This is a genomic window from Parvibaculum sp. (genome assembly GCF_035325945.1).
Lineage (GTDB): Bacteria > Pseudomonadota > Alphaproteobacteria > Parvibaculales > Parvibaculaceae > Parvibaculum.
The window spans coordinates 1-23,292 of sequence record NZ_DAOKYX010000005.1 but is presented as its reverse complement, the minus strand read 5'-3'; the positions used below and the strand labels follow the sequence as shown (position 1 = coordinate 23,292).

Genomic DNA, 23,292 nt, shown 5'->3' with positions numbered 1-23,292 from the left:
GCTAAACTCACAGGTTAAATAACCAAGTGGTTAAATACGGCTGCCGCCGCGGCGAGTCAAGATTCGTGATGCGGCGGCATGGTAAGGCCGGTCAGGCCCGGAGCAGCGAGCGAATGCGGGCAAGCGCCATGGCTGGCGCTGCGGCCTTCCCGCCGAGCGTTTCGATACGTTCGGGAAGGGTCGCCATCACCTCGCGGCGGCGCGAGGCGCTCATCGCGCTCCATTGCGCGATCTCGTCGATTGTCCGTCCGCAGCCCGTGCAAAGGCGGCTTTCCGCGTCCACGACGCAGATACTGATGCAGGGTGAGGCAATGGGAGGCAGGGCCGTCACGTCATTTTCCCATTCTATGGCGATGGCGGGCAGGGTATAGCAACACCATCCCCCCGCCCAGCCGCTCAAGGCGAGACAAATCAAAATGACCCGCTCCATCACTGGCCTGCCATTCGACGACATTCGCGATCTGCTTGCAGCTCTTCCAGCCGGCGACCGGGATTCCGCTGCCGCCGTTCATCTGCGCAATCGCAATCTCGTGAAACCCGAAGGTGGTCTCGGCCGTCTCGAAGAGGTCGTGGAATGGCTCGCGCGCTGGCAGGCGCTGGCGAAACCCTCGGTGCATCGCCCGCTCGTCGCGATCTTTGCCGCGACGCATGGCGTGGCGAAGCGCACGACGGGCAAGGCGTTCTGCTCCACGCGCGAGATGGTCGATATTTTCGCGGCGGGTGGCGCGGCCGTGAACCAGCTCGCGCTGGCGGCGAATGCGGGGCTCAAGGTCTTCGATCTCGCGCTCGACATGCCGACGCCGAACATAGCGGAAGAGGCGGCGCTTTCCGAGCCCGCCTGCGCGGCGACGATGGCTTTCGGCATGGAGGCGATTGCGGGGGGTACGGATCTTCTTTGCGTGGGCGCGGAGGGCGTCGGCAATGGCGCTGTGGCGGCGTCGCTCGCCTGCGCGCTTTTCGGCGGCGAGCCCGGCGACTGGACGGACGATGCCACCGAGGCCGAAATCGTCCGCGAGGCGCTGGCGCTTCACGGCTCCGCGCTCAAGGACCCGCTCGAGGCGCTTCGCCGCGTCGGCGGGCGGGAGATTGCCGCCGTGGCGGGCGCGATCATCGCCGCGCGCTATCAGCGCATTCCTGTCCTGCTCGACGGCTTTGTCACCTGCGCCGCTGCGGCCGTGCTTCAGAAGGCCGAGCCCACCGCGATCGACCATTGCATGGCGGCGCATCGCTCCGGCAGCGCTGCCCATGACCGGCTCCTCGCCGCCCTCGGCAAGCGCCCGCTGCTCGATCTCGGTGTGACGCTTGGCGATGGCGCAGGCGCGGCGCTCGCCATAACGATGGTAAAGACGTCGGCCGCCGCCTATGCGGGCATGTCCACGCGGGTCGAGGCGGGCCTCGTCTGAGTCCTGCGTCGTCCGGGCCGCGGCCCTGTCTGAGCCGTATCCTGTGTCAAGCCGCCGCTTGACAGCTCACAATGAAAATGAAATTCATTCGCAACTCAAGGCCCGGGCATAGGGGTCCGGCCGGTTTGCGGATGGGCGGAAGCAATGCAGAGGACGGCCGGACGGAGAAACCTCAGGCTCAGGGCGAAGTTTTTGACCGGTGCGGCCCTTGCCGCGCTGCTTATCCCCGTTCAGTTCGCCCCGGCCCTGGCATCGGGGCCCGGCGGCGTTCCGGCGAGCTTCGCCTTGCCCGGCGGTGCGGCGCCGACCTATGGCGCTGCGGCGGAAATCGTCTCCTATGTCGACCTCGTGCACCGCTCCTATGAGGAAGCCTATGACAAGGCCGTGGCGATGAAATCCGCCATCGGCGCGCTGCTCGACAAGCCGAGCGAAGGCAATCTTGCGGCCGCCCGCGAGGCATGGATCGCCGCCCATGTCGCCTATTCCCGCACCGAGGCTTTCCGCTTCTATGAAGGCCCGATCGACTTCGCCAGGAACGCGAAGGGCGACGAGGGGCCGGAAGGCCGCCTCAACGCCTGGCCGCTCAATGAAGCCTTCATCGATTATGTGAAGGGCAACCCGAAAGCGGGCATCGTCAACGACCTCTCGATCCCGATCACGGTCAAGAGCATCCGCGAGCGCGATCAGGTGAGCGACGAAGCCGATGTGACGACGGGCTTCCATGCCGTCGAGTTTCTGCTCTGGGGGCAAGACCTGAGCGCGAAGGGGCCGGGCGAGCGTCCGGCATCGGACTATGCGTCGGGCGATCCGGTCCGCGAGCGCCGCCGCCTCTATCTCTCGACCGTGACGGAGATGATCGCCGACGATCTTCTCTGGCTCACCGCGCAGTGGGATGTGCGAAACGCCAATGTCTATGCGAAGAATTTTCTCGCCTACGATCAGCGCGACGCGCTCGGCCGCATCCTTACCGGCATGGCGACGCTCGGCGCCGTCGAGCTTGCGACGGAGCGCATGAGCGTCGCGCTCGATTCCGGCGATCAGGAAGACGAGCCCTCCTGCTTCAGCGATACGACGCATCTCGTCTATCGCGCCGACCAGCAGAGCATTTCCAACGTCTATTTCGGCGAATTCGGCGACTGGAAAGGGGCGGGGCTCCAGAGCCTCGTCGCCCGTGTCGATCCCGAACTCGACAAGCTAGTCGCCGCGCAGATCAGGAAGACGAGCGAGGCCGTCGCCGCGATCCCCGCGCCGGTGGACCACATCCTCGCAAGCCCCAAGGGCAGCAAGGAACGCGCGACAATGGAAAAGGCGATCGCTGAACTCGAAGCCCAGAGCACGCTCCTCGTCGAGGTCGGCAAGCGGCTCGGCGTCGCCGTGAACATCGCTCCGGAGTAGCCTCATCTTGGCGCCGTCGAAACTCTCATTGTTCCGCGCGGGCGCGCTTGCGGCCGGGCTCGTCCTTGCCGGCGGCGTGGGCGCGCATTTTCTCGGCGCGAGCCATGCGGGCGCGGCGCAGCCTGCGGCGGTCCGCGCGATCGAGATGCCGGACCCGATGTCGCCGCCCGGAGGCGACTACACGACCGCGCTCCAGAACCGCATGGCCTTCGCGCAGTCGGGGCCCAAGCTCACCACGGCGGAACGGCGCGACTTCTTCTTCGGCAACAGGCTCTTCAATACGAACTGGACCGCGGCGCCCGGCTCCGTCGAAGCCTTTGACGGGCTCGGCCCCACCTTCAATCGCGTGTCGTGCTCGGGCTGTCACACGCGCGACGGGCGCGGCCGTCCGCCGCTCGAAGCGGGCGAGCCTTTCGATTCCATGCTGCTCCGCCTGTCGCTGCCGGGTAAGGCCGAGGATGGCGGGCCGAAGCCGCATCCCGCCTATGGCGATCAGTTCAACGACCGCGCCGTGCTCGGCGTTCCGGCCGAAGGCAAGGTCGAGCTGCGGTGGGAGATCGTGAAAGGCCGCTATGGCGACGGCACGCCCTATGAACTGCAACGGCCGGTCTTTTCCTTTACCGATCTCGCCTTCGGCCCGCTGGGCGGTGACATCATGACCTCGCCGCGCGTCGCGCCTGCCGTGATCGGCCTCGGACTTCTCGAATTCGTGCCCGAGAAGGACATTCTCGCGCTAGCCGATCCCGAAGATGCCGATGGCGACGGCATTTCGGGCCGTCCGAACTGGGTTCACGATCCCGAGACGGGCGAGAGGCGCCTCGGCCGTTTCGGATGGAAGGCGAACCAGCCGAGCCTTCTCGCGCAGGACGCGGGCGCGGCCAATGGTGATATCGGGCTCACCACCTCTGTTCACCCTCAGCAGAACTGCCCGCCCGCGCAGACCGCCTGCCGGGCGGCGCCCGATGGCGGCAGCCCGGAGATTTCCGACGAGTTCCTGGCAAAGCTCGTGCATTACAACCGCACCCTTGCCGTGCCCGCACGCCGCGCGCCCGCCGACCCGGAGGTCGTCGCCGGCAGCCGCCTCTTCGCCGAAATCGGCTGCGCCGCCTGCCATACGCCAACGCTCAGGACGGGGCCGGCGGCGACGCCCATCAGCCTCGCCAACCAGACCTTCCACCCCTATACCGACCTTCTTCTCCACGATATGGGGCCGGAGCTTGCCGACGGGCGGCCCGACTTCGAGGCGAGCGGCAGCGAGTGGCGCACGCCGCCCCTCTGGGGCATCGGGCTCATCCCTGCGGTAAATGGCCACGACCGGCTTCTGCATGACGGCCGGGCGAGGGGCGTCGCGGAGGCCATTCTCTGGCATGGCGGCGAGGCGGAAGCCGCCCGCGAGCGCTTCAAAGCCTTGAACAGCGCCGATCGCGAGCGCCTCGTGGCCTTCGTCAACTCGCTTTGAAACCGGCCACACCCGTCCATACGTGCACAGCGAGCCGTGCGTTTCGCATCATTGCGCGGTCTTGCAACGAAGGGGTTTGCGGCTAATATCACGCCCAAAAATGGCGGTCCGCGCGTTGCTGCAGCGGCCCTTCCGCACATACATTCGGCAGCCGCGTTTCACCGCGTTGGAGCCTGTCGATCAGGAGGAACATTCGATGGATATGAGCTTCTCGCCGGAGGATCTCGCGTTTCGGGACGAAGTCCGTACTTTCATTGCCGAAAACTATCCGAAAGATCTGAAGTCGCGGCGCACGCGCGGCGAGATGACGAAGGAAGAAATCCTTACCTGGCACCGCATCCTCTACAAGAAGGGCTGGGTCGCGCCGCATTGGCCGGTCGAGTATGGCGGCGCCGGCTGGTCGATCACCCAGCGCTATATCTGGAACGAGGAGAATGCGCGCGCCGAGACGCAGCCGCTGCTCCCCTTCGGCCTCGCCATGGTCGGCCCGGTGATCTTCAATTACGGCAACGAGGCGCAGAAGAAGCGCTTCCTGCCGGGCATTCTCTCGGGCGATGACTGGTGGTGCCAGGGCTATTCGGAGCCGGGCGCCGGTTCCGATCTTGCCGGCCTCAAGACCCGCGCCGTGCGCGAGGGCGATCACTACATCGTCAACGGCCACAAGATCTGGACGACGCTCGCCCAGTTCGCGGACTGGATGTTCTGCCTCGTCCGCACCGACCCGAATGCGAAGGCGCAGGAGGGCATCTCCTTCCTTCTCATCGACATGAAGACGCCCGGCATCACCGTGCGGCCGATCATCACCATGGACGGCGCGCATGAAGTGAACGAGGTCTTCCTCGAAGACGTGAAGGTGCCGGCCGAGAACCTCATCGGCGAGGAGAACAAGGGCTGGACCTACGCGAAGTTCCTGCTCGGCAACGAGCGCTCGGGCATCGCGGGCGTCTCGCGCTCCAAGAAGGCGATCGAGCGGCTGAAATCGATCGCCGCCGCCGAGCTTGTCGATGGCGCGCCGCTCATCAAGACCGACGAGTTCTCGCGCAAGGTCGCGGAACTCGAGATCGACCTCGCCGCGCTGGAAGTGACCGAGCTTCGCACGCTCGCCGCCGAGAGCCGGGGGCGCGGTCCGGGGCCCGAGGCCTCGATCCTCAAGATCAAGGGCACCGAGATCCAGCAGCGTATCACCGAGCTCGCGCTCGAGGCGGTCGGCAACTACGCTTTCGTTCAGACGCCGACGGGTGAGCTGTCGGGCAACGAGTTCGTCGCCGGACCGGACTATTCGCATGGTTCCGCCCAGAACTACTTCAACATGCGCAAGACCTCGATCTATGGCGGCTCGAACGAGATCCAGCACAATATCATTGCAAAAATGGTGCTTGGCCTTTGACCGGCCGAACGCGCCTCATAGAAACCAGGACATAACGGGAAGGGCTAGACATGGATTTTTCGTTCACCGAAGAGCAGACCCTGCTTCGCAACACGGTGCAGAGCTTGCTCGCCGACAAATATGACTTCGACACGCGCCGCAAGATCGTGAAGTCCGCCGAGGGCTGGAGCCCGGAGATGTGGAAGCAGTTCGCCGAGCTCGGCCTGCTCGCCGCGCCGTTCTCCGAAGAACTGGGCGGCCTTGGCGGCGGCTCCATCGAGACGATGATCCTGATGGAAGAGTTCGGCCGTCACCTCGTCGTCGAGCCCTTCGTCGAGACGGTGGTGCTTGCGGGCGGTTTCCTGCGTGAGGGCGGCAGCAAGGAGCAGCAGGAAGCGCATATTCCGGGCATCATCGGCGGCGAGACGGTCTGGGCCTTCGCCTATGCCGAACCGCAGGGCCGCTACAACCTCGCCGATCTCGCCACCACGGCGAAGAAGGACGGCGCGGGCTATGTCATCAATGGCTACAAGGCCGTCGTCCTCGGCGCGCCCTGGGCGCAGAAGCTGATCGTCACCGCGCGGACCTCGGGCGGCCAGCGCGACCGCGACGGCGTTTCGATCTTCATCGTCGACAAGAACGCCCCCGGCGTTTCGACGCGCGACTATCCGACGGTCGATGGCCGCCGCGCCTCCGAGATCACCTTCGAGAACGTGAAGGTCGGCGCTGACGCGCTGATCGGCGCGGAAGGCAAGGGCCTGCCGCTGGTCGAGAAGATCACCGACGAAGCCATCGCGGCGCTCTCCGCCGAAGCGGTCGGCTGCATGGGCGAACTCAACAAGGCGACTGTCGAATATTGCAAGACGCGCAAGCAGTTCGGCGTGCCGATCGGCAAGTTCCAGGTGCTCCAGCACCGCATGGTCGACATGTTCATGGCCTATGAGCAGTCCGTCTCCATGACCTACATGGTCAATCTGAAGCTGACGGAAGGCGAGGCCGAGCGCGTGAAGGCAGCCGCCGGCGCCAAGGTGCAGATCGGCAAGGCGGGCCGCTTCGTCGGCCAGCAGTCCGTGCAGCTTCATGGCGGCATGGGCATGACCGACGAGCTCAATGTCGGCCACTATTTCAAGCGCCTGACCATGATCGACACCCAGTTCGGCAATGTCGACCACCAGCTGAAGCGCTACGCGCAGGCCGCCTGAGCGGCAAGCCGCACCAGACACTAAAAAAGGCCGTGGACGATCTCCACGGCCTTTTCGTTTGCCTCGTCGTGATCGCAGGCGTTGCCGGCGCGATCAGGCCGATTTGCGGTCCGATGCCAGGTTGAGCTGGCGCGAGCAGAGGCGTGAGGCGGGGAAAATCGCTTCGGCATGCGTGCCTTCGCCGAGCTTGCTCTTCAGCTCGAAGCGTCCGCCATGCACCGAGATGAGGCCCCGCACGATCGAAAGGCCGAGGCCCGAGCCCTTGCCCGGCTGGGCGATGCCGGCCGCACCCTGCGTGAAGGCATCCATCACGCGCTCGATCTCGCTCTCGGCAATGCCCACGCCCTGGTCGCGGACGCCGAAGCGCAGATCTCCATTGGGCTCGAGCCGGGCGAAGATCGTGACCGTCGTGTTCGCCGGGGAGAATTTGATCGCGTTGGTGAGCAGGTTGATCCATGTCTGCCGCATGGCGCGGGCATCGGCCCGGAGCATCGGCAGATCGTGCTCGAATTCCTCGCGGATCGCGACACGCTGCGCCTGAGCGCGAATTTCCAGCAGACGCCGGGATTCCTCCGCGATCTGCACGATGTCGAGGTCTTCCTCGTAAATCTGGAACCGCCCCGCCTCGATGCGCGACAGATCGAGAATGTCGTTGATGAGGCCGAGCAGATGCTGTCCCGACACATTGATGTCGTTGGAATATTCCTTGTAGACCGGCTTTGAGTGCTGCCCGAAGATCTCGGAAGCCATCACTTCCGAAAAACCGATGATCGCGTTGAGCGGCGTGCGCAGCTCGTGGCTCATATTGGCAAGGAAATTGGACTTGGCCCTGTTGGCCTCCTCGGCGCGGGCGCGGGCCGCATCCGATTCACGCTTCGCGCGAAAGAGCTGCTCGATCAGCGCGTTCTTGTCCGATTGCAGATTGAGCGCGCGCGCCATCGCGCCGTTGACCTGATGCGCGAGGCGGATGAGCACCACCGAGAACGCGGCGAGCGCGACCATGACGGCGATATAAAGCAGATCATCATAGGCCATGAGACGCAGTTCCAGCGCGATCATCAGGGGAAGGATCGCGCGATGGAACGCGGGCGCATAGGAGATCGTGACGAGCGTCATGGGGGCGATAGCGATCGCCATCGACGTGATGAGGAAATGCTGGTGGATGGGGCTGTCTGGCACCCAGAAGAAGTAGAGCGAACTCGCGCAGATGAGCGACAGGAGCAAAGTCATGAAGCGGAACAGCTTCGCCCATTTCTCGACATCGCCGAGCGGCACATCCATGGCGAGGAAGCGGCGCACGAGATACTGGTTGATCACGTGGAGCGTCAATATGGCCGCGAGCCAGCCTGCAAGCGTGGGCCAGGCGACGACGCCCGCAAAGCAGGAGACGAAGGCGATGACGAGCAGCGGAAAGCCGACCGGGATGATGGTCTGCGGCTGAAGGAAGGATCGTAACTGGGCGAGATGAGCCTCGCTCGACAGCGCGGTGTGATGGCCGGAGAGCGCAGTCGTCGCATATGCGATCAGCTTCTGGCGCAGGCCGTCAGCAGCCGAACGCGCGGGAGTGTTTTTTCTGCTCGCGCCGCGGCCGGATTTCCGCAACGCGCTTGCCCATTCCATGCGTATCTGCCCTGTCGATGCGGAAGGAAGAAACGCCTCCATCCGCCAGCCGTCGAATCTCCGGCTTTCCGTTGGGGCGCAGGGTCGGCTAAAATTCTTAACAAGGCTTTCCGACTCTTGGTTAAAGCCAATAATTCCGGGAGGGAGTTTCAGTGAAATTCGTCGCCATCCATAAGTGGCGCGTGCCCGTCGGGACGCGCCCGCAACAAGGAGTCCTTTAAATGAGCGATGCGTTGATCTTTGAGAAAAAGGGTCATGTCGTGACCCTGACGATCAACCGACCGGAAATCCGCAATCCGCTGGGTGCCGCCGATGATCCGGAGAACTTCTCGGCCGCCGCGGCGCGCATCAATGCCGACCGCGATGTTCGCTGCGTCATCCTGACCGGAGCCGGAAAGGCATTTTCGGCGGGTGGCAACGTCAAGGCGATGCGCGAAGGGGGAGAGGGCTTCGGCGGCCCCGGCACGCATATCCGCGAGCGCTATCGCAACGGCATCCACCGCATCGTCCGCTCCGTCTGGGGCATCGAGGTGCCGGTGATCGCCGCCGTCAACGGGCCGGCCATCGGCCTCGGCAATGACGTCGCCTGCCTTTGCGATACGCGCATCGCCTCGAGCAGCGCGATCTTCGGCGCGACCTTCCTCAAGATCGGCCTCGTGCCCGGCGATGGCGGCGCATGGCTCCTGCCGCGCATCATCGGCATGGCCCGCGCCTCCGAGCTTCTCTACACGGGCGATACGATCAACGCGGAAACCGCGCGCGAATGGGGCCTCGTCTCCGAGGTCGTGGCGCCCGAAGAGCTGATGCCGCGCGCAGAGGCCCTTGCCGAAAAGATCTGCGGTCAGGCGCCCGACGTGCTCCGCATGACCAAGCAGCTCCTCAGGCAGGGCATGATGACGAGCTTCGACAACATCATGGAGCTTTCGGCTTCCATGCAGGCGCTGGCTCACCATAGTGCCGATCACAGGGAGGCGCTGGACGCCTTCTTCGAGAAGCGCGCGCCCAATTACAAGGGCGAGTAAGCTGTTCATCCCTGAACGGGGAGGGGGGATCAGGGCCGTTGATGAGACGGCCCGATCCTCCTAAAGTCCGGGTCAACCAGACAATATGACAGGGAGCCTGAGATGAGCACCATCGGCGTCGTCGCCACGATCAATGTGCAGCCCGGCAAGGAAGCCGAGTTCGAGCGGATCTTCTCCGATCTGCGTGCCAAGGTGCGGGCCAATGAGGCCGGCAACCTTCAGTATGATTTCTTCAAGGTGAAGGACCAGCCGACCTATGTCGTCTTCGAGCAGTATGCCTCGCAGGACGCGCTGGCGGCTCATGGCGCGTCGGAGCATTTCAAGGCTGCGGGCCCCGCGCTCGGCGGCGTTCTCGCTGGCCGTCCCACTATCCAGTATCTCTCCAAGGTCGAGTGAGAAACCATGGATCTGAGCTTCAGCAAGGAAGATGAAGCGTTCCGCCTTGAAGTGCGGAAATTCATCGAGGAAAACTACACCGCCGAGATCCGCGCCAAGCAGGCCCGCTCGAAGCATGGCTATATCGACAAGGAAAGCCATGTGAAGTGGCAGAAGGCGCTGGCGAAGAAGGGCTGGCTCGCGCCGAACTGGCCGCAGGAATATGGCGGGCCGGGCTTCACCCGTTCGCAGAAATATATCTTCGACGTGGAGATGGGCCGCGCCGGCGTTCCTCACACGATCCCCTTCGGCCCGACCATGGTGGCGCCCGTCATCATGAAGTTCGGCACGCCGGAGCAGAAGAAGCGTTTTCTGCCCGATATTCTCGAAACCAACGTGCTCTGGTGCCAGGGCTATTCGGAGCCGGGCTCGGGCTCGGACCTCGCCTCGCTCCAGACCAAGGCCGAGAACAAGGGCGACCACTATCTCGTCAATGGTTCGAAGATCTGGACCTCGGTGGCGCAGTGGGCGGACTGGATCTTCTGCCTCGTGCGGACCTCGAAGGAGGGCAGGCCGCAGGAAGGCATCTCGTTCCTGCTCATCGACATGAAGACGCCGGGCATCAAGGTCGAGCCGCTGGTGCTGCTCGACGGTACGCCCGCGCCGCATCAGGAAGTGAACCAGGTCTTCTTCACCGATGTGAAGGTTCCCATCGAGAACCGCATCGGCGAGGAGAACAAGGGCTGGACCTACGCCAAGTATCTGCTCGAGTTCGAGCGCGGCAATCCCTATTCGGCGGGCCTCTACCGCGCGCTGAACAAGGTGAAGAAGATGGCGAAGGAAACGCAGATCGACGGTCATTCGCTGGCTGAAGATCCGGCGTTCCAGGCGGAGGTCGCCGATCTCGAAGCGCAGATCACGGCGATGGAGTTCACCGAGCTTCGCATCTTCTCGGCGCTGTCGACTGGCGGCAATGTCGGCCCCGAATCCTCGCTGCTGAAGTGCCGTGGCACCGAATTGCAGCAGGCCGTCTCGCAGCTTGCCGTCGAAGTGCTCGGCAACTACACGCTGCCCTTCGTCGAGGACGGCCTTGCCGAGACGAACCAACCAGATGTCGGCCCCACCAACGCCTTCACGGTTGCGCCTTACTACTTCTCGCTCCGCAAGGCTTCGATCTATGCGGGCTCGAACGAGGTTCAGCGCAACATCATGGCGAAGGCCGTGCTCGGGCTTTGAGCGCCCCGGCCGACAATGTGACGATCAGAATGGCGAGCGCCGGAGACATTCCGGCGCTCGCTCGCGTTTGGCACGATGCCTGGCATTCGAGCCATGCGGCGCTCGATCCGGATGTCGCCGCGCGCCGCCCCTTGCGCTTCTTCGAGGAGCGCATCGCAACCGCCATCGGCCATTGCGTCGCGGCCTGCGTCGGCGGCGAGGTCGTCGGCTTCTCGAGCTGGGAAGGGGAAGGCATCGGACAGGTCTTCGTACTGCCCGCATGGCACGGGCGGGGCGTCGCGGCGCGCGTGCTCGATGCGGCGGAGAAGGCGCTTGCCGCGGAAGGACATTCCCGCATCTGGCTTCAGTGCCGCAAGGGCAACGATCGCGCCCGCGCCTTCTACGAAAAGCATGGCTGGGCGGTCGTGCGCGAGGACGATCACAGCCTCGGCCATATGGAGGGCCGAAAGCCCGTGATCGTCTGGCGGCTCGAAAAGCAGCTCAAATGAAAAAGGAGAGCCTTTCGGCTCTCCTTCTCAATTCGTCTCTCGCGAATGCGGCGATTACTTGCCGCCGGTCGCCAGCTTGAAGAACTTGCCAGTCTGCTCGCCACCCATGAAGTGCGGCGCGGCATTCGAGAAGTCGGTGATCTTCCCCCAGTTCTCGGCCACCTTCTCGGCGGTGAGGCCCTCGCGGCCGAGGAAGACGCCTTCCGATTCCTCGATGCGCGCGGCGGCGAAAACGCCCGCGCCCGCGCAAAGGATCATGCCCGTCGGCGCATCTTCCGACACGAGATACATGACGCCCGGCGTCACCGCTTCCGGCGTCAGCATCTGCTCGGCTTCCGGCGGCATGAGGTCCGAGGTCATGCGCGTATAGGCGACCGGCGCGAGCGCGTTGCAGCGGATATTGTCCTTCTGGCCCTCGAGCTTCAGCGTGTTGATGAAGCCGACGACGCCGAGCTTCGCCGCGCCGTAATTGGTCTGGCCGAAATTGCCATAGAGGCCGGTCGAGGAGGTCGTGACCATGATGCGGCCATAGCCCTGATCCTTCATGATCTGCCAGACGGCCTTGGTCGGCTTCACCGTGCCCATGAGGTGCACGTCGACGACGAGCTGGAAGTCGGAGACGTCCATCTTCGCGAAGGACTTGTCGCGCAGGATGCCGGCATTGTTGATCAGGATGTCGATGCGGCCGAAAGCGTCCATGGTCTGCTTGACCATGTTGGCGACGCCGGCATCGTCGGTCACGCTCGAGCCGTTGGCGATCGCTTCGCCGCCCAGAGCCTTGATTTCGTCGACGACCTTGTTCGCCGCATCCGACGAGCCACCCGAGCCGTCGCGCGCGCCGCCGAGATCGTTGACGACGACCTTCGCGCCGCGGCGGGCGAGTTCCAGCGCATGGCTCCGGCCGAGGCCGCCGCCCGCGCCGGTCACAATGGCGACCTTGCCGTCAAAACGAATGCTCATGGGTCTGATCTCCCGTCAGGTGTTGTGAAAGGGCTCGCCCCGGATGAGGGCGGCCGCGCGGCACCCGTCTGGATCGGGGCCGGGTTCGGGGGTGACTTTGTGCACAATGCCCGGTAAAGGGTCAAGGGAATGAGAGGCGGTCCGGCGGGGGGCGGACCCCTCCGGCGCTCCACAGGCCCGGCCCCCCTTGAAGAGCCGCCCGCCGACCATTCCGCCGGAGTTCTCATGTCCCTGACCTCCCTGCAAAGCGCTCTCGGCCTCGTTGTCATCGTCGCGATGGCATGGGCCCTGAGCGAGCGCCGCGCCGCCTTTTCGCTGCGGCAGGTCGCGGTGGGGATCGGCCTCCAGATCGGGATCGCGCTGCTTCTGCTGAAGCTGCCCGTGGCGCGCGCCGGACTTCTCGCGCTCAACGATGCGGTCGATGCGCTGACCGAGGCGACGCGGGCGGGAACGGGCTTCGTCTTCGGCTATCTCGGCGGCGGCCCGGCACCCTTCGAGATCAAGGATCCGGCCAACGCCTTCGTGCTCGGATTTCAGGCCCTGCCGCTCGTCCTCGTCATGTCGGCGCTCTCGGCGCTTCTCTGGCACTGGCGCGTGCTGCCGGCCATTACGCGGGGGTTCGCCTTCCTGCTTCAGAAGAGCATGGGGATCGGTGGGGCGGTGGGGCTCGCCTCCGCCTCCACCATGTTCGTCGGCATGGTCGAGGCGCCGCTCCTGATCCGGCCCTATCTCGAGCGGCTGACGCGCGCCGAACTCTTCATGATGATGTCGGTGGGACTTGCCTCCGTTTCGGGCACCGTCCTCGTGCTTTACGCGAGCGTGCTCGATGCCGTCGTGCCCGGCGCGCTCGGGCAGATCCTCATCGCCTCGCTGATCTCGCTTCCCGCGGGGATCACGCTTGCCCGCCTCATGGTGCCCGAGGAGAAGGGCTTTGCGGGCACGGGCGTTGCGGGCGACCAGCCGCTCGTCGACTATGAAAGCAGCATGGACGCGGTGACGCGCGGCACCGTGGACGGGCTCCATCTGCTCCTCAACATCCTCGCCATGCTCGTCGTCATGGTGGCGCTGGTCGCGCTGGTGAACATCATGCTCGGCGCGCTGCCCGATCTCTGGGGCGCGCCGCTCACGCTTCAGCGTATGCTGGGCTGGGCCTTCTCGCCGCTCGTCTGGCTCATGGGCGTGCCCGCCGCCGAGATGCAGACAGCGGGGCAGCTCATGGGAACCAAGACGATCCTCAACGAGTTCCTCGCCTATATCGAGCTTGCGCAACTGCCGCCCGGCACGCTGAGCCCGCGCTCCGCGCTCATCATGGTCTATGCCATGTGCGGCTTCGCCAATCTCGGCAGCGTCGGCATTCTCATCGGCGGGTTGACGGCGCTGGCGCCCGCCCGCCGCTCCGACATCGTGGCGCTCGGCACGCGCGCCATCGTCTCGGGCACGCTCGCAACCTCCATGACGGGCGCCGTGATCGGCCTCATCACCTGAGCGCATGAGGATTTGACGGCGGCGCCCATGGGGTACGGTCCGGGCGCCGCCGTCCGCGCCTCGCTCCCGCACCCGAATGAGACGAGGAGAAGGGCGCAGCCGGACATGGTATCGGGGGGTCCGGCATGCTGACCCTAAGTCTTCCCGCATGAACGCAGGCTGAAGGCGCGAAGATCGTTGAGTCCGGCGCCGGCCCGATAGTAAGGTTGGTTTACTAACTACCGGGAGGGGGATGGAATGGTCAGCGCGGCGCGCCGCAGGCTCGGAACGTGGGAGCTTTTCGCCTATGGGCAACTCGTCGTGCCCATGGCGGTCATCGGGCTGCCGCTGGCGATCTATATTCCGCCTTTCTATTCGGGAACGCTGGGGCTCAACCTCGCGGATATCGGCATCATCCTCATGCTGGCGCGCCTCGGCGACGTCATCATCGACCCCTTTGTCGGCCGCTGGAGCGACCGTACGCATACGCGCTGGGGGCGGCGGCGGCCCTGGGTGGTGGTCGGCTCACTGGTGATGATGATCTCGGCCGTCATGCTCTTCGTACCGCAGGGCGGGGTGACGAACCTCTATCTCCTGTTCTGGATTTCGGCGATCTATCTCGGATACACGCTGATCGAGATTCCCTATGGCGCCTGGGGCGCCGAGCTTTCCGACGACTATCACGAGCGCAACCGCATCACCGGCAGCCGCCAGATCTTCCTGCTGATCGGGCTTCTCGTCGCCATCACCGTGCCCATCGTGGCGAGCAAGGCGGGAGATGCTGGAACATCGGCGAGCGCCGCGTCGCGGCCCGCCATGGCGGCGCTCGGCTGGCTCACGGCCGGCATGCTGCCGGTCTGTCTCATCGTGCTGCTGCGCTCCGTGCGCGAGCCCGCGGCGAGCCTCAGCACGCCGATCTCCTTCGTTTCGGGCATGCGCGTCGCCATGCGCAACGGACCGCTGCGGATCGTCCTTGTCACCGTCATCCTCGGCTCGCTCGCAGGCTCCATCAATGCGGGCGTCGCCGTGCTCTTTTTCGAGCATGTCGCACGGCTCGGCGCGAACAGCTCGATCCTGATCTTCGCGCTCTTCGCGGCGGGCGTCGTGGGCTCGCCCTTCTGGGTCAATGTCGGCGGGCGCATCGGCAAGCACAAGGGAATAGGCGTGGCGGGCTTTGCGAGCCTCTTCGCCTTCGCCTTCGTGCCCGTCATCATCTACTGGGTGGAGCCGACGCATCCGGAAGCGGTCTTTCCGGCGCTCCTCGTCATCACCATCATTCAGGGGCTGACGATCGGCGCGGCGCCCATTCTCGGCCAGTCGATCCTTGCCGATGTCGTCGATCTCGACACGCTGAAGAGCGGCGAGCAGCGCACCGCCTTCATGTTCGCCTTCCTCGCCATGGTGCGGAAGATCTTCGAGGCGGCGGGCGTCGGCATCGCGCTGCCCGTTCTCGCCTGGATCGGCTTCGATCCGCAGTCGAGCAGCAATAGCGGCGTGGCGCTCTTCACGCTGACATCGCTCTATTGCCTCGTGCCGCTGTCGCTCTGGATCGTCTCGACGATCATCATCTGGAACTATCCGATCACGCATGAACGGCAGGTGCGGCTCAGGGCGGCGCTCGACCGGCGCACGGCGCGCCGCGCCGCCGTGAAGCCCGCGGACTAGGCAAGGCCGAAGGCTTCCGCGAGAAGCTCGTAGGAGCGCACGCGATCCTTGTGGTCGTAGGTGATCGTCAGGATGACGAAGTCGTCGACGCCATATTCCTCGCCCATGCGAAGGAGGCGGCCGCGTACCTGCTCGGGCGTGCCGGTGATGCCGCGCCGCTCGACGGCGCGGAGCATGACCTTCTCTTCCTCCGTATAGGGATAGGCGAGCGCATCCTCGACGGACGGGAAGGCGCCTGCGCGGTTTTGCAGGAGATGCAGCACCCAGAGATTGCGCGAGGCGGAAATTCTGCGCGCTTCTTCTTCCGTTTCGGCGACCGTCACCGAAACGCCGATCGCGCCGCGAGGCGACGAGAGATGATGGGACGGCCTGAAGTGCCGCCGGTAGAGATCGAGCGGAGCCGTGCCAGCATCCTGATTGATGAAATGCGCGAAACAGTAGGACATGCCGAACTGCGCGGCATGAACGGCGCCGTCGCCGCCCGAGCCGAGCATCCAGAGTTCCGGCATGCCGGGCCCGCGCGGCGTCGCGTGGATGCCGACATAGGGATGGCTGTCGGGAAAGCCGCCGGCCTCGCCCGAGAGCCCGGTCGAATCTTCCAGAAACTGGATGAGGAGTTCCACCTGCTGCGGAAAGACCTCGATGCCATAGGCCTGCGGCCCCGGCTGCAAGGCGCGCACCGTCCGCTGGTCGGCGCCCGGCGCGCGGCCGACGCCGAGATCGATACGGCCGGGATGGAGCGTTTCCAGCAGCCTGAAAAGCTCGGCCACCTTGAGCGAGCTGTAATGCGGCAGCATCACGCCCGCCGAGCCGACGCGAATGCGGCTCGTCCGCGCGGCGACCGCGGCGATCATCAGTTCGGGCGCGGAGCCGGCAAAGGAGTTCGTGTTGTGGTGCTCGGCGAGCCAGTAGCGGCTATAGCCGAGCCGCTCTGCATGGACAGCGAGATCGAGCGTATTGGCGAGCGCCTCCGCCGCGCTTCCGCCCCGCCGGATCGGCGACTGGTCGAGAATGCTCAGTGTCACCATGCGCCGGAACTCCCTTGAGCCGCCCTCAGGGCTTGCGCTTCACGCGCTTCACGATGCCGCTGAAGTTGAGGAGAATGCGTTCGCCTTCCTCCTCGCGGGAATAGACCTGCCCGCGCAGAAAGACCATGCTTCCCGTATTCTGCACCACCTCGCCGCGCGCTTCGACGATGGTGCCCGCGCGGCCCGCCGCCGTAAACTCCGCATTGAAGGAGACCGTGACCGACGGCCCCTCGAGGACATCGCTGCCGATGGCGAACAGCGAGAAATCCGCAAACGTCATCAGCGCGCCGCCATGAAGGAACCCGCCACCATTGCAATGCGTCGGCGTTGCCTCGAAGGCGCAGATGACTTCGCCCGTTTCCGTTCTCTTGAAGAAGAACGGACCCGCGTGATCCTCGAACGGATCGGTGCCATCCCAGCTCTGATAGCCCGCCAGTCTTTCGCCCGGAATCTTACCCATTACACCAGCCTGTCTCATGAATTGATTTGCCGGGCTTGTAGCAGGAATTGGCGGCATTCCGAAACTTTCGATTTGCACCGAGGCGCGCTCGCCGCGCCACGCTGCCGCAGCGGCAATGGTTAAGCGGTTCGCAATGAGTTTCCTTCATCATGCGGTGATGTTGCATTGTTTCGAGCGTGAGAATATGGGCGCGGACCTTCAACTGATCGCAGGCGCGGGCGCGGAGAAGGCCGGGTTTCGCCGGCTCAGGGATCTGCGCGAAACGGTCCCGATTGCCATGCTCGATTACTGGACGAGGAAGCGTGGCGACAGGCTCATGCCGCGGCCGGACGAAATGGACCCGGTCGAATTTCCTGCTCTGCTGCCGAACATCATCGTTCTCAAGATCGCCTACGATCCGTTTGAAATCACCTATCGGCTGATGGGCGAGGAGACCATTCAGGCGAATGGCGGCAATTTTCGCGGCCGGACCGTTACTTCGCTGGATGAAGTCAGGCCCTTTTTCGGATCGATGCTCTTCGAGTTCTACAAATGGGTCGCGCTTGCCCGGCGGCCGGTCGGCGCGGGTGGAAGCATGGAGTTCGCCGGGCGCGGATTCATGAACTTCGAGGCCGTCTATCTGCCGCTTTCGATGGATGGCGAGCGGACCGACCGCATTTTCGGCGCCACCGCCTACACGTCGGTTTCCGCCCTGGAACGGCTTCGCACGGAAATTTCGACGATCTGAGGCAACTCGCCCCGTAGCTGAGGCTTTGCCTCCCGGCCTCCCTCCGGCTAAATTCCGCTCCGTCCCGATATTTCACGAAAAGACGGAGCTGACATGGCCCTCGATGCCGAAACTCGCGAGCAGTTGATCTCTTCCGTGCGGCGGTTTGTCGACGAGCGGCTGCGGCCAATCGAGGACAAGGTTTCCGAAAACGATGCCGTGCCCGACGATGTCATCGAGGAGATGAAGGAACTCGGCCTTTTCGGCATTTCCGTTCCGGTCGAATATGGCGGCCTCGGCCTCAGCATGGAGGAGGAATGCCTCCTCATGTTTGAAATGGGCCGCACATCGCCCGCATTCCGCTCCGTCTTCGGTACCAATGTAGGCATCGGCAGCCAGGGCATCGTCATGCATGGCCGCGACGACCAGAAAGCCTATTGGCTGCCGAAGATCGCCAGCGGCGAGGTCATCATCAGCTTCGCGCTGACGGAGCCCGAGGCAGGGTCCGACGCCGCCTCGCTTCGCACCACCGCGATCCGCGACGGCGACCACTACATCGTCAACGGCACCAAGCGCTACATCACCAATGCGAACAAGGCGCATGCCTTCACGCTCATGGCGCGCACCGATCCGAAGACGCCGGGCGCCAAGGGCGTTTCGGCCTTTGTCGTGCCGCGCGACATTCCGGGCATCACCATCGGCAAGCCCGAGAAGAAGATGGGCCAGCAGGGCGCGCATATCTGCGACGTGATCTTCGACAATGCCCGCATCCCGGCCGACTGCCTGCTCGGCGACAAGGAGGGCAGGGGCTTCGTCACCGCCATGCAGGTGCTGGAGCGCGGGCGGCTTCACATTTCCGCCGTCTGCGTCGGCGTCGCGGACAGGCTCGTCGAGGACTCGACCCGCTACGCCGCGGAGCGCAAGCAGTTCGGCGCGCCCATCGGCAATCTTCAGCTCGTTCAGGCGATGCTCGCCGATTCCAAGATGGAAGCCTATGCTGGCCGCTGCATGGTGCTCGACGCCGCGCGCCGCCGCGACGCGGGCGAGGACGTGGCGACCGAAAGCTCCTGCGCCAAGCTCTTCTGCTCGGAAGCCGTGGGCCGCATCGCCGATCGCGCCGTGCAGATTCACGGCGGCGCAGGCTATGTCGCCGATTATGGTATCGAGCGTTTCTATCGCGATGTGCGTATCTTCCGCATCTATGAAGGCACGAGCCAGGTGCAGCAGGTCATCATCGCCCGGAACATGCTGAAGGATGTCGGATAAGCGGCCATCTCATTCGCGCGTTGCGCCACTCGAGCGGCTGGTCGCGGATATCCGCGCCTGCCGCATCTGCATCGATGAGCCGAAGGGCAGGCCGCTGCCGCACGAACCGCGGCCTGTCCTGCAGGTATCGTCCGAAGCGCGGATCTGCCTTGCCGGACAGGCGCCGGGAACGCGGGTCCATGCATCCGGCCGCCCCTTCACCGACCCGAGCGGCGACCGCCTGCGCGAATGGATGGGCGTGACGCCGGAAGAATTCTACGACCCCGAGAAGATCGCCATACTGCCCATGGGCTTCTGCTTTCCGGGGCTGGACGCCAAGGGCGGCGATCTTCCTCCGAGGCGGGAATGCGCGGCCCGCTGGCGCCAGCCGCTTTTTGCCGAACTGCCGCGGATCGAACTGACGATCCTTGTCGGCCAATATGCGCAAGGCTGGCATCTGGGGCCTGCGCGCAAGGCAAGCCTCACCGAGACGGTCGCCTCATGGCGCGAATATGCGCCGCGTGCCATACCGCTGCCACATCCTTCATGGCGTAATAACGCATGGATCAAAAAGAACCCGTGGTTCGAGGATGAAGTGCTGCCTTATCTGCGCCGCGAGGTTCGCCGTTTGATGGGACCTGGAAAATGAGACGTCTGCTGCGCCTCGCGCTCGGCGCCGCTCTTGTCGCGATGGTCAATATCGGCTGCGCGCCGCGGCTGATGGCGACGGGCGATCCGGCCTTCGCGCCAAGGATCGAAGGCCGGAGCGTCGTCACCTCCGATGGCGCGCGGCTGCCGCTGCGGGTCTGGCAGGCGGCGGCGCCGCGTGCCGTCATCATCGGCGTGCATGGCTTCAACGATTATTCCAACGCCTTCGACATGCCGGGGCAGTGGTTCGCCGATCATGGCGTCACGGTCTACGCCTTCGATCAGCGCGGCTTCGGCGAGGCGCCGGGGCGCGGGCTCTGGGCGGGAGATACGCGCATGGCGGACGATCTCGGCGCTGTGGTCGCGCTGGTGCGGGCCGAGCATCCCGGCCTGCCGGTCTATCTCCTCGGCGAGAGCATGGGCGGCGGCGTCGTCATGCGCGCCTTCTCGCTTCCAGATCCGCCGCGCGTCGATGGCGTCATCCTTGCCGCGCCCGCGGTCTGGGGCTGGCGCTCGATGAATTCCTTCTATGAGGTGGCCTTGTGGACGGGCGCGCATCTTGCGCCCGGCGCGACGGTCAGCGGCCGTGGCCTCGGCTTCCGCGCCTCCGACAATGTGGAGATGCTGCGCGCGCTCGGCCGCGATCCACTCGTCATCAAGGAAACGCAGATCGGCACGATCTATGGCCTCGTCAATCTGATGGACGCGGCCGCCATCTCGGCGGGGCGGATCGATGTGCCCGTGCTTCTTCTCTATGGCGCGCATGACGAGATCGTGCCGCAGCCGCCGGTCGCAGAAGCCCTTGCCGATATGCGAAGAGCAGGCGTCGATGTCACGGCGGCCTGCTATCCGAACGGCTATCACATGCTGCTGCGCGATCTGGAGCGCAAGTCCGTGTGGAAGGACATTGCCTCATGGCTTTCCGATCCGCGCACGCCCCTGCCTTCGGGCGCTGAGGATCTGAAACCCTGCGCGAGCATGGCGGCGGCGCGGTAGGGCGCCCGTCGCCTCAGCTCGTGCTTGTGCGTGGTTCTGCCGCGATCTCTTCGTCCGTAGACGTATCACCCTTGGCCGGTGCGGCTGACGGCGCGGACGCGGCCTTGGGCATTTCGCCGGGATCCATGTCGATGTTGAACCGCGTGGCGATTTCGCGCTCGATGTCGCGGATGAGATCGGGCACCGCGCCGAGATGCTGCTTCTCCGCGCGGAGGATGGAGCGGAAGAGCCGCGCCTTGAGATTGTCGAGGTCGATGCCCGATGCGGCGATGGCCGCAGGGCCCGCGCTCGCCACAATGTCCACCAGCCTGTCGGCGGCGTGGAGCCTGCCCCAGAGATAGTCGTTTTCCCGCGCCCTGCGGCTGAAGAAAGCCGCGAAGTGGCCGAGATCGCGCCCCATCAGCGTCGCGCGCGCGCCGCCCTGGCGGATCGCCTTGGCATCTTCCGGGCTGATGCGATCGACCTGCACCGTGTCGACATCGTCGAGATCGTTCCACTTGTTGAGGGGCAGGGTGAGCACATCGAAAAAGGCGAAGCCGACAAAGGCCTGCAACAGCTCGAAGCGCGCTTCGTAGGAAAGATAGATCCCCGATATGACCGCGAAGGTCTGGTCGATCACATGATCGGCGCCGACGAGATCGAGCTTCGGCCCGATGCAGTCCACGAGCTTGCCGATGTCGGCCGCGGTCGGCGCGCCGCTGGCGACGACCTCCTTGCAGAGCGCGACGATCTCGGGCGTGCCGATGCGCTGCGCCGGTCTGCCGCTCAGCAGTTCGAGACATTCGTAGAGGCTCGTCTTGAACTCGTCGAGCGCGCTCGTATGGTCCGTCTTGTCGCCATATTCGCCATAGAGTTCGTTGAGCCTGCGGATGACGAAGCGCATCCGCCGGACACGGTAGCTGAGATCGAAGTCGCGCAGGAAGCGCACCCAGGACGTCGCCGCAAGGCTCGGCGCGGCCTCGCTGCCGTTTCCGGTCCAGCGCACGGGGAATATCTCGTTCGCGCGCGCCCAGTCCTCGATGGCGCGGTTGAGGGCGAGCCGCTCGTCCGGCTGGAGCACCAGCCCGCTCGCCTCCGCGATGAGTTCGGCAAGCCCGTCGAGAACCGAACGGACCTTCAACTGGATGTAGCCGTCATAGGCATAGCCCGCCTCGACGGCGGCGCGCGTGTTCGCTTCGTCGCGCCAGCGCGCGATGGTGCGCGGGCCCGGCGCGATCTGCGGCATCTCGCCAAGGAGATCGCGGATGCGCATCGCGACATGCGGGCGCGTCGCCGCCACGATCTGGCGATAGCGGCGGATGCGCTCGGAAAGTTGGTGTGCGGCTTCGAGTTCGTCGCGCACGGGCTGGTTGCGAGGAATGTCGGAGAGCGCGCCGCGTATGGTGTGAAAGAAGCCGGGCGGCATGCCGCCGCCTTCGAGGTGGCCGCCCTCGGGATCGGGGTCGATATAGACGATGCGGCGGTCGACCTCGCGATAGGCCGGCCGCCCGCGTATGGAGGCGATGGCCTCGCCGAACGGCTTGTTGTTGAGGACGCTGCCGTCGATGAAGGACGTCTTGAGCGGATCGGCGCCGGCCCCGATCAGCGGCTTGAAGTTCCGCTCGATGAAATCGTCGCGCGCGAACCAGTTTTCGCCGCGCGCCGCCAGCACGCGGTCGATCTCGCCGATCTCGGCCGGAGGAAACGCGCCCGGAAAGGCCGATGTCGCGCGCGCCGCGAAGACGAGGCCCGGAACATGCCCGTCATCGAAATGCGTTTCGGTGCGGCCGCTCGGGTGTTGCCTGTAGGAGAACTTGAAGACGTGGCGATGTTCGCGCTCGGTGATCGAGGGCGGATCGTGGAGCGGAATGTTCTGGCTGTAGCCGTAGAAATCCGTCACCGACACGATGAGTTCGAGCTTCTGCCCGAGCGGCAGCAGCGATGCGCCCGGCCGCGCGTCCTTTTCCATGGCGGCGCAGGCATCGAGCAGCATGTTGGTCAGAATGTCGCCGGAGAAGGGCGGATTGAACCAGCGCGAGCGCGTGAAGATGAGCAGCTTCTGCCGCATCTCGGCATCGGGCGCGAACTGGGAGAGCCAGCGATTGTTGAGCGCCCAGAAGAGCGGCCGCATGAACGGCTTGCTCCATTTGCCGGCAAGGTGCTCCTCGTCCATCAGCGCCAGAATATCGGCCTGTTCGAGCCACATCTTGCGATGCGCGTCGAGCGGCAGATCGTGCGCCAGCGCGCGAGCGAGGAGAACTCCGTTGATGCCGCCCGCCGAGGCGCCGGCGACCGTGTCCACGAAGACGATGAGGTCGAGCGTCTTGCCCATGGCGCGCAGAAGCTCGAAATAGATCTCCTCGGTGTCGCATTCGTGACAGATCGAGGTGTCGAGTTCCGCGAAGGAGGCCGTCTCGCGCCGGCGCGGATCGGGCTCGCCGTGATAGACGCGCGAGGCGCGCACGAGCTTCAGGATCTCTTTCGAGACGCCATGCATATAGACGGCGAGCGATACGCCGCCATAGCAAACGAGCGCGAGTCTGAGTTCCTTCTGTTTCATGCGATCGGCTGGATT

21 protein-coding genes are annotated in these 23,292 nt (G+C 65.0%); 15 read left to right on the top strand and 6 right to left on the bottom strand.

All coding sequences use genetic code 11. The features are described 5' to 3' along the window. Positions 1–91 precede the first annotated feature (91 nt). On the bottom strand, positions 92–313 hold the full coding sequence (locus tag PKA57_RS04515) for a DUF1289 domain-containing protein (protein WP_324298128.1): 222 nt from the start codon (positions 311–313) through the stop codon (positions 92–94). Positions 314–416: 103 nt separating this feature from the next. Here PKA57_RS04515 and PKA57_RS04510 point away from each other — a divergent pair, with 103 nt between their 5' ends. The 5 genes from PKA57_RS04510 to PKA57_RS04490 all read left to right on the top strand — a co-directional run bounded on the left by PKA57_RS04510 (position 417) and on the right by PKA57_RS04490 (position 6,825). After that, positions 417–1,403 carry a nicotinate-nucleotide--dimethylbenzimidazole phosphoribosyltransferase gene (locus PKA57_RS04510; RefSeq protein WP_324297936.1) on the top strand — a complete coding sequence of 329 codons (987 nt, stop codon included), beginning with the start codon at positions 417–419 and terminating at the stop codon, positions 1,401–1,403. A gap of 192 nt (positions 1,404–1,595) precedes the next feature. Continuing rightward, positions 1,596–2,798: an imelysin family protein gene (locus tag PKA57_RS04505; protein ID WP_324297934.1), complete on the top strand. Its 1,203-nt coding sequence runs from the start codon at positions 1,596–1,598 to the stop codon at positions 2,796–2,798. A 7-nt stretch (positions 2,799–2,805) separates the two neighbouring features. Next, positions 2,806–4,257, top strand: coding sequence for a di-heme oxidoredictase family protein (locus tag PKA57_RS04500; protein WP_324297932.1), 1,452 nt, complete (start codon positions 2,806–2,808; stop codon positions 4,255–4,257). Positions 4,258–4,453: 196 nt separating this feature from the next. After that, positions 4,454–5,644 carry an acyl-CoA dehydrogenase family protein gene (locus PKA57_RS04495; protein WP_324297930.1) on the top strand — a complete coding sequence of 397 codons (1,191 nt, stop codon included), beginning with the start codon at positions 4,454–4,456 and terminating at the stop codon, positions 5,642–5,644. A gap of 50 nt (positions 5,645–5,694) precedes the next feature. Beyond that, positions 5,695–6,825, top strand: coding sequence for an acyl-CoA dehydrogenase family protein (locus PKA57_RS04490; RefSeq protein WP_324297928.1), 1,131 nt, complete (start codon positions 5,695–5,697; stop codon positions 6,823–6,825). A 93-nt stretch (positions 6,826–6,918) separates the two neighbouring features. Here the strand turns inward: PKA57_RS04490 and PKA57_RS04485 are convergent, their stop codons facing one another. Further along, positions 6,919–8,445 (bottom strand): HAMP domain-containing sensor histidine kinase, encoded by a 1,527-nt coding sequence (locus tag PKA57_RS04485; protein WP_324297926.1) that lies wholly within the window; start codon positions 8,443–8,445, stop codon positions 6,919–6,921. A 221-nt stretch (positions 8,446–8,666) separates the two neighbouring features. Between PKA57_RS04485 and PKA57_RS04480 the strand changes: the two genes are divergently transcribed. The 4 genes from PKA57_RS04480 to PKA57_RS04465 all read left to right on the top strand — a co-directional run bounded on the left by PKA57_RS04480 (position 8,667) and on the right by PKA57_RS04465 (position 11,566). After that, the gene (locus tag PKA57_RS04480; protein ID WP_324297923.1) at positions 8,667–9,467 is read left to right on the top strand and encodes a crotonase/enoyl-CoA hydratase family protein; all 801 of its coding nucleotides are present in this window, start codon (positions 8,667–8,669) and stop codon (positions 9,465–9,467) included. Between the two features lie 102 nt (positions 9,468–9,569). Further along, entirely contained in the window at positions 9,570–9,863 is a 294-nt protein-coding gene (locus PKA57_RS04475; RefSeq protein ID WP_324297921.1) for a putative quinol monooxygenase, read from the top strand. Between the two features lie 6 nt (positions 9,864–9,869). Then, the gene (locus tag PKA57_RS04470) at positions 9,870–11,078 is read left to right on the top strand and encodes an acyl-CoA dehydrogenase family protein (RefSeq protein ID WP_324297919.1); all 1,209 of its coding nucleotides are present in this window, start codon (positions 9,870–9,872) and stop codon (positions 11,076–11,078) included. A gap of 29 nt (positions 11,079–11,107) precedes the next feature. Continuing rightward, positions 11,108–11,566 carry a GNAT family N-acetyltransferase gene (locus PKA57_RS04465; RefSeq protein WP_324297917.1) on the top strand — a complete coding sequence of 153 codons (459 nt, stop codon included), beginning with the start codon at positions 11,108–11,110 and terminating at the stop codon, positions 11,564–11,566. A 54-nt stretch (positions 11,567–11,620) separates the two neighbouring features. Here the strand turns inward: PKA57_RS04465 and PKA57_RS04460 are convergent, their stop codons facing one another. Next, positions 11,621–12,526 carry an SDR family oxidoreductase gene (locus PKA57_RS04460; RefSeq protein ID WP_324297915.1) on the bottom strand — a complete coding sequence of 302 codons (906 nt, stop codon included), beginning with the start codon at positions 12,524–12,526 and terminating at the stop codon, positions 11,621–11,623. Between the two features lie 231 nt (positions 12,527–12,757). On the opposite strand from PKA57_RS04460, the gene PKA57_RS04455 reads away from it, so the two are divergent. Together PKA57_RS04455 and PKA57_RS04450 are read left to right on the top strand one after the other, a co-directional pair. Then, positions 12,758–14,011 (top strand): nucleoside transporter C-terminal domain-containing protein, encoded by a 1,254-nt coding sequence (locus PKA57_RS04455; RefSeq protein ID WP_324298126.1) that lies wholly within the window; start codon positions 12,758–12,760, stop codon positions 14,009–14,011. Between the two features lie 237 nt (positions 14,012–14,248). Then, positions 14,249–15,655, top strand: coding sequence for an MFS transporter (locus PKA57_RS04450; protein ID WP_324297913.1), 1,407 nt, complete (start codon positions 14,249–14,251; stop codon positions 15,653–15,655). On the opposite strand, the gene PKA57_RS04445 is transcribed toward PKA57_RS04450, so the two are convergent. Further along, a complete protein-coding gene (locus tag PKA57_RS04445) occupies positions 15,652–16,683 on the bottom strand; it encodes an LLM class flavin-dependent oxidoreductase (RefSeq protein WP_324297910.1) in 1,032 nt (343 codons plus the stop codon). The genes PKA57_RS04450 and PKA57_RS04445 overlap by 4 nt on opposite strands. A gap of 25 nt (positions 16,684–16,708) precedes the next feature. Next, entirely contained in the window at positions 16,709–17,143 is a 435-nt protein-coding gene (locus PKA57_RS04440) for a PaaI family thioesterase (RefSeq protein ID WP_324297907.1), read from the bottom strand. Positions 17,144–17,276: 133 nt separating this feature from the next. On the opposite strand from PKA57_RS04440, the gene PKA57_RS04435 reads away from it, so the two are divergent. From PKA57_RS04435 to PKA57_RS04420, 4 genes are all read left to right on the top strand, one after another. Beyond that, positions 17,277–17,870 (top strand): PAS domain-containing protein, encoded by a 594-nt coding sequence (locus PKA57_RS04435; RefSeq protein WP_324297905.1) that lies wholly within the window; start codon positions 17,277–17,279, stop codon positions 17,868–17,870. Positions 17,871–17,963: 93 nt separating this feature from the next. Beyond that, positions 17,964–19,115: an acyl-CoA dehydrogenase family protein gene (locus tag PKA57_RS04430; protein WP_324297903.1), complete on the top strand. Its 1,152-nt coding sequence runs from the start codon at positions 17,964–17,966 to the stop codon at positions 19,113–19,115. Continuing rightward, a complete protein-coding gene (locus PKA57_RS04425) occupies positions 19,105–19,743 on the top strand; it encodes a uracil-DNA glycosylase family protein (RefSeq protein ID WP_324297901.1) in 639 nt (212 codons plus the stop codon). Before PKA57_RS04430 ends, PKA57_RS04425 begins: the two co-directional genes overlap by 11 nt. Further along, positions 19,740–20,738, top strand: a complete 999-nt coding sequence (locus tag PKA57_RS04420; protein ID WP_324297899.1) for a lysophospholipase — start codon at positions 19,740–19,742, stop codon at positions 20,736–20,738. Before PKA57_RS04425 ends, PKA57_RS04420 begins: the two co-directional genes overlap by 4 nt. Before the next feature lie 13 nt (positions 20,739–20,751). Here PKA57_RS04420 and PKA57_RS04415 read toward each other — a convergent pair. Further along, a partial coding sequence (locus PKA57_RS04415) for a patatin-like protein (RefSeq protein WP_324297897.1) occupies positions 20,752–23,292 on the bottom strand: 2,541 nt, incomplete at its 5' end.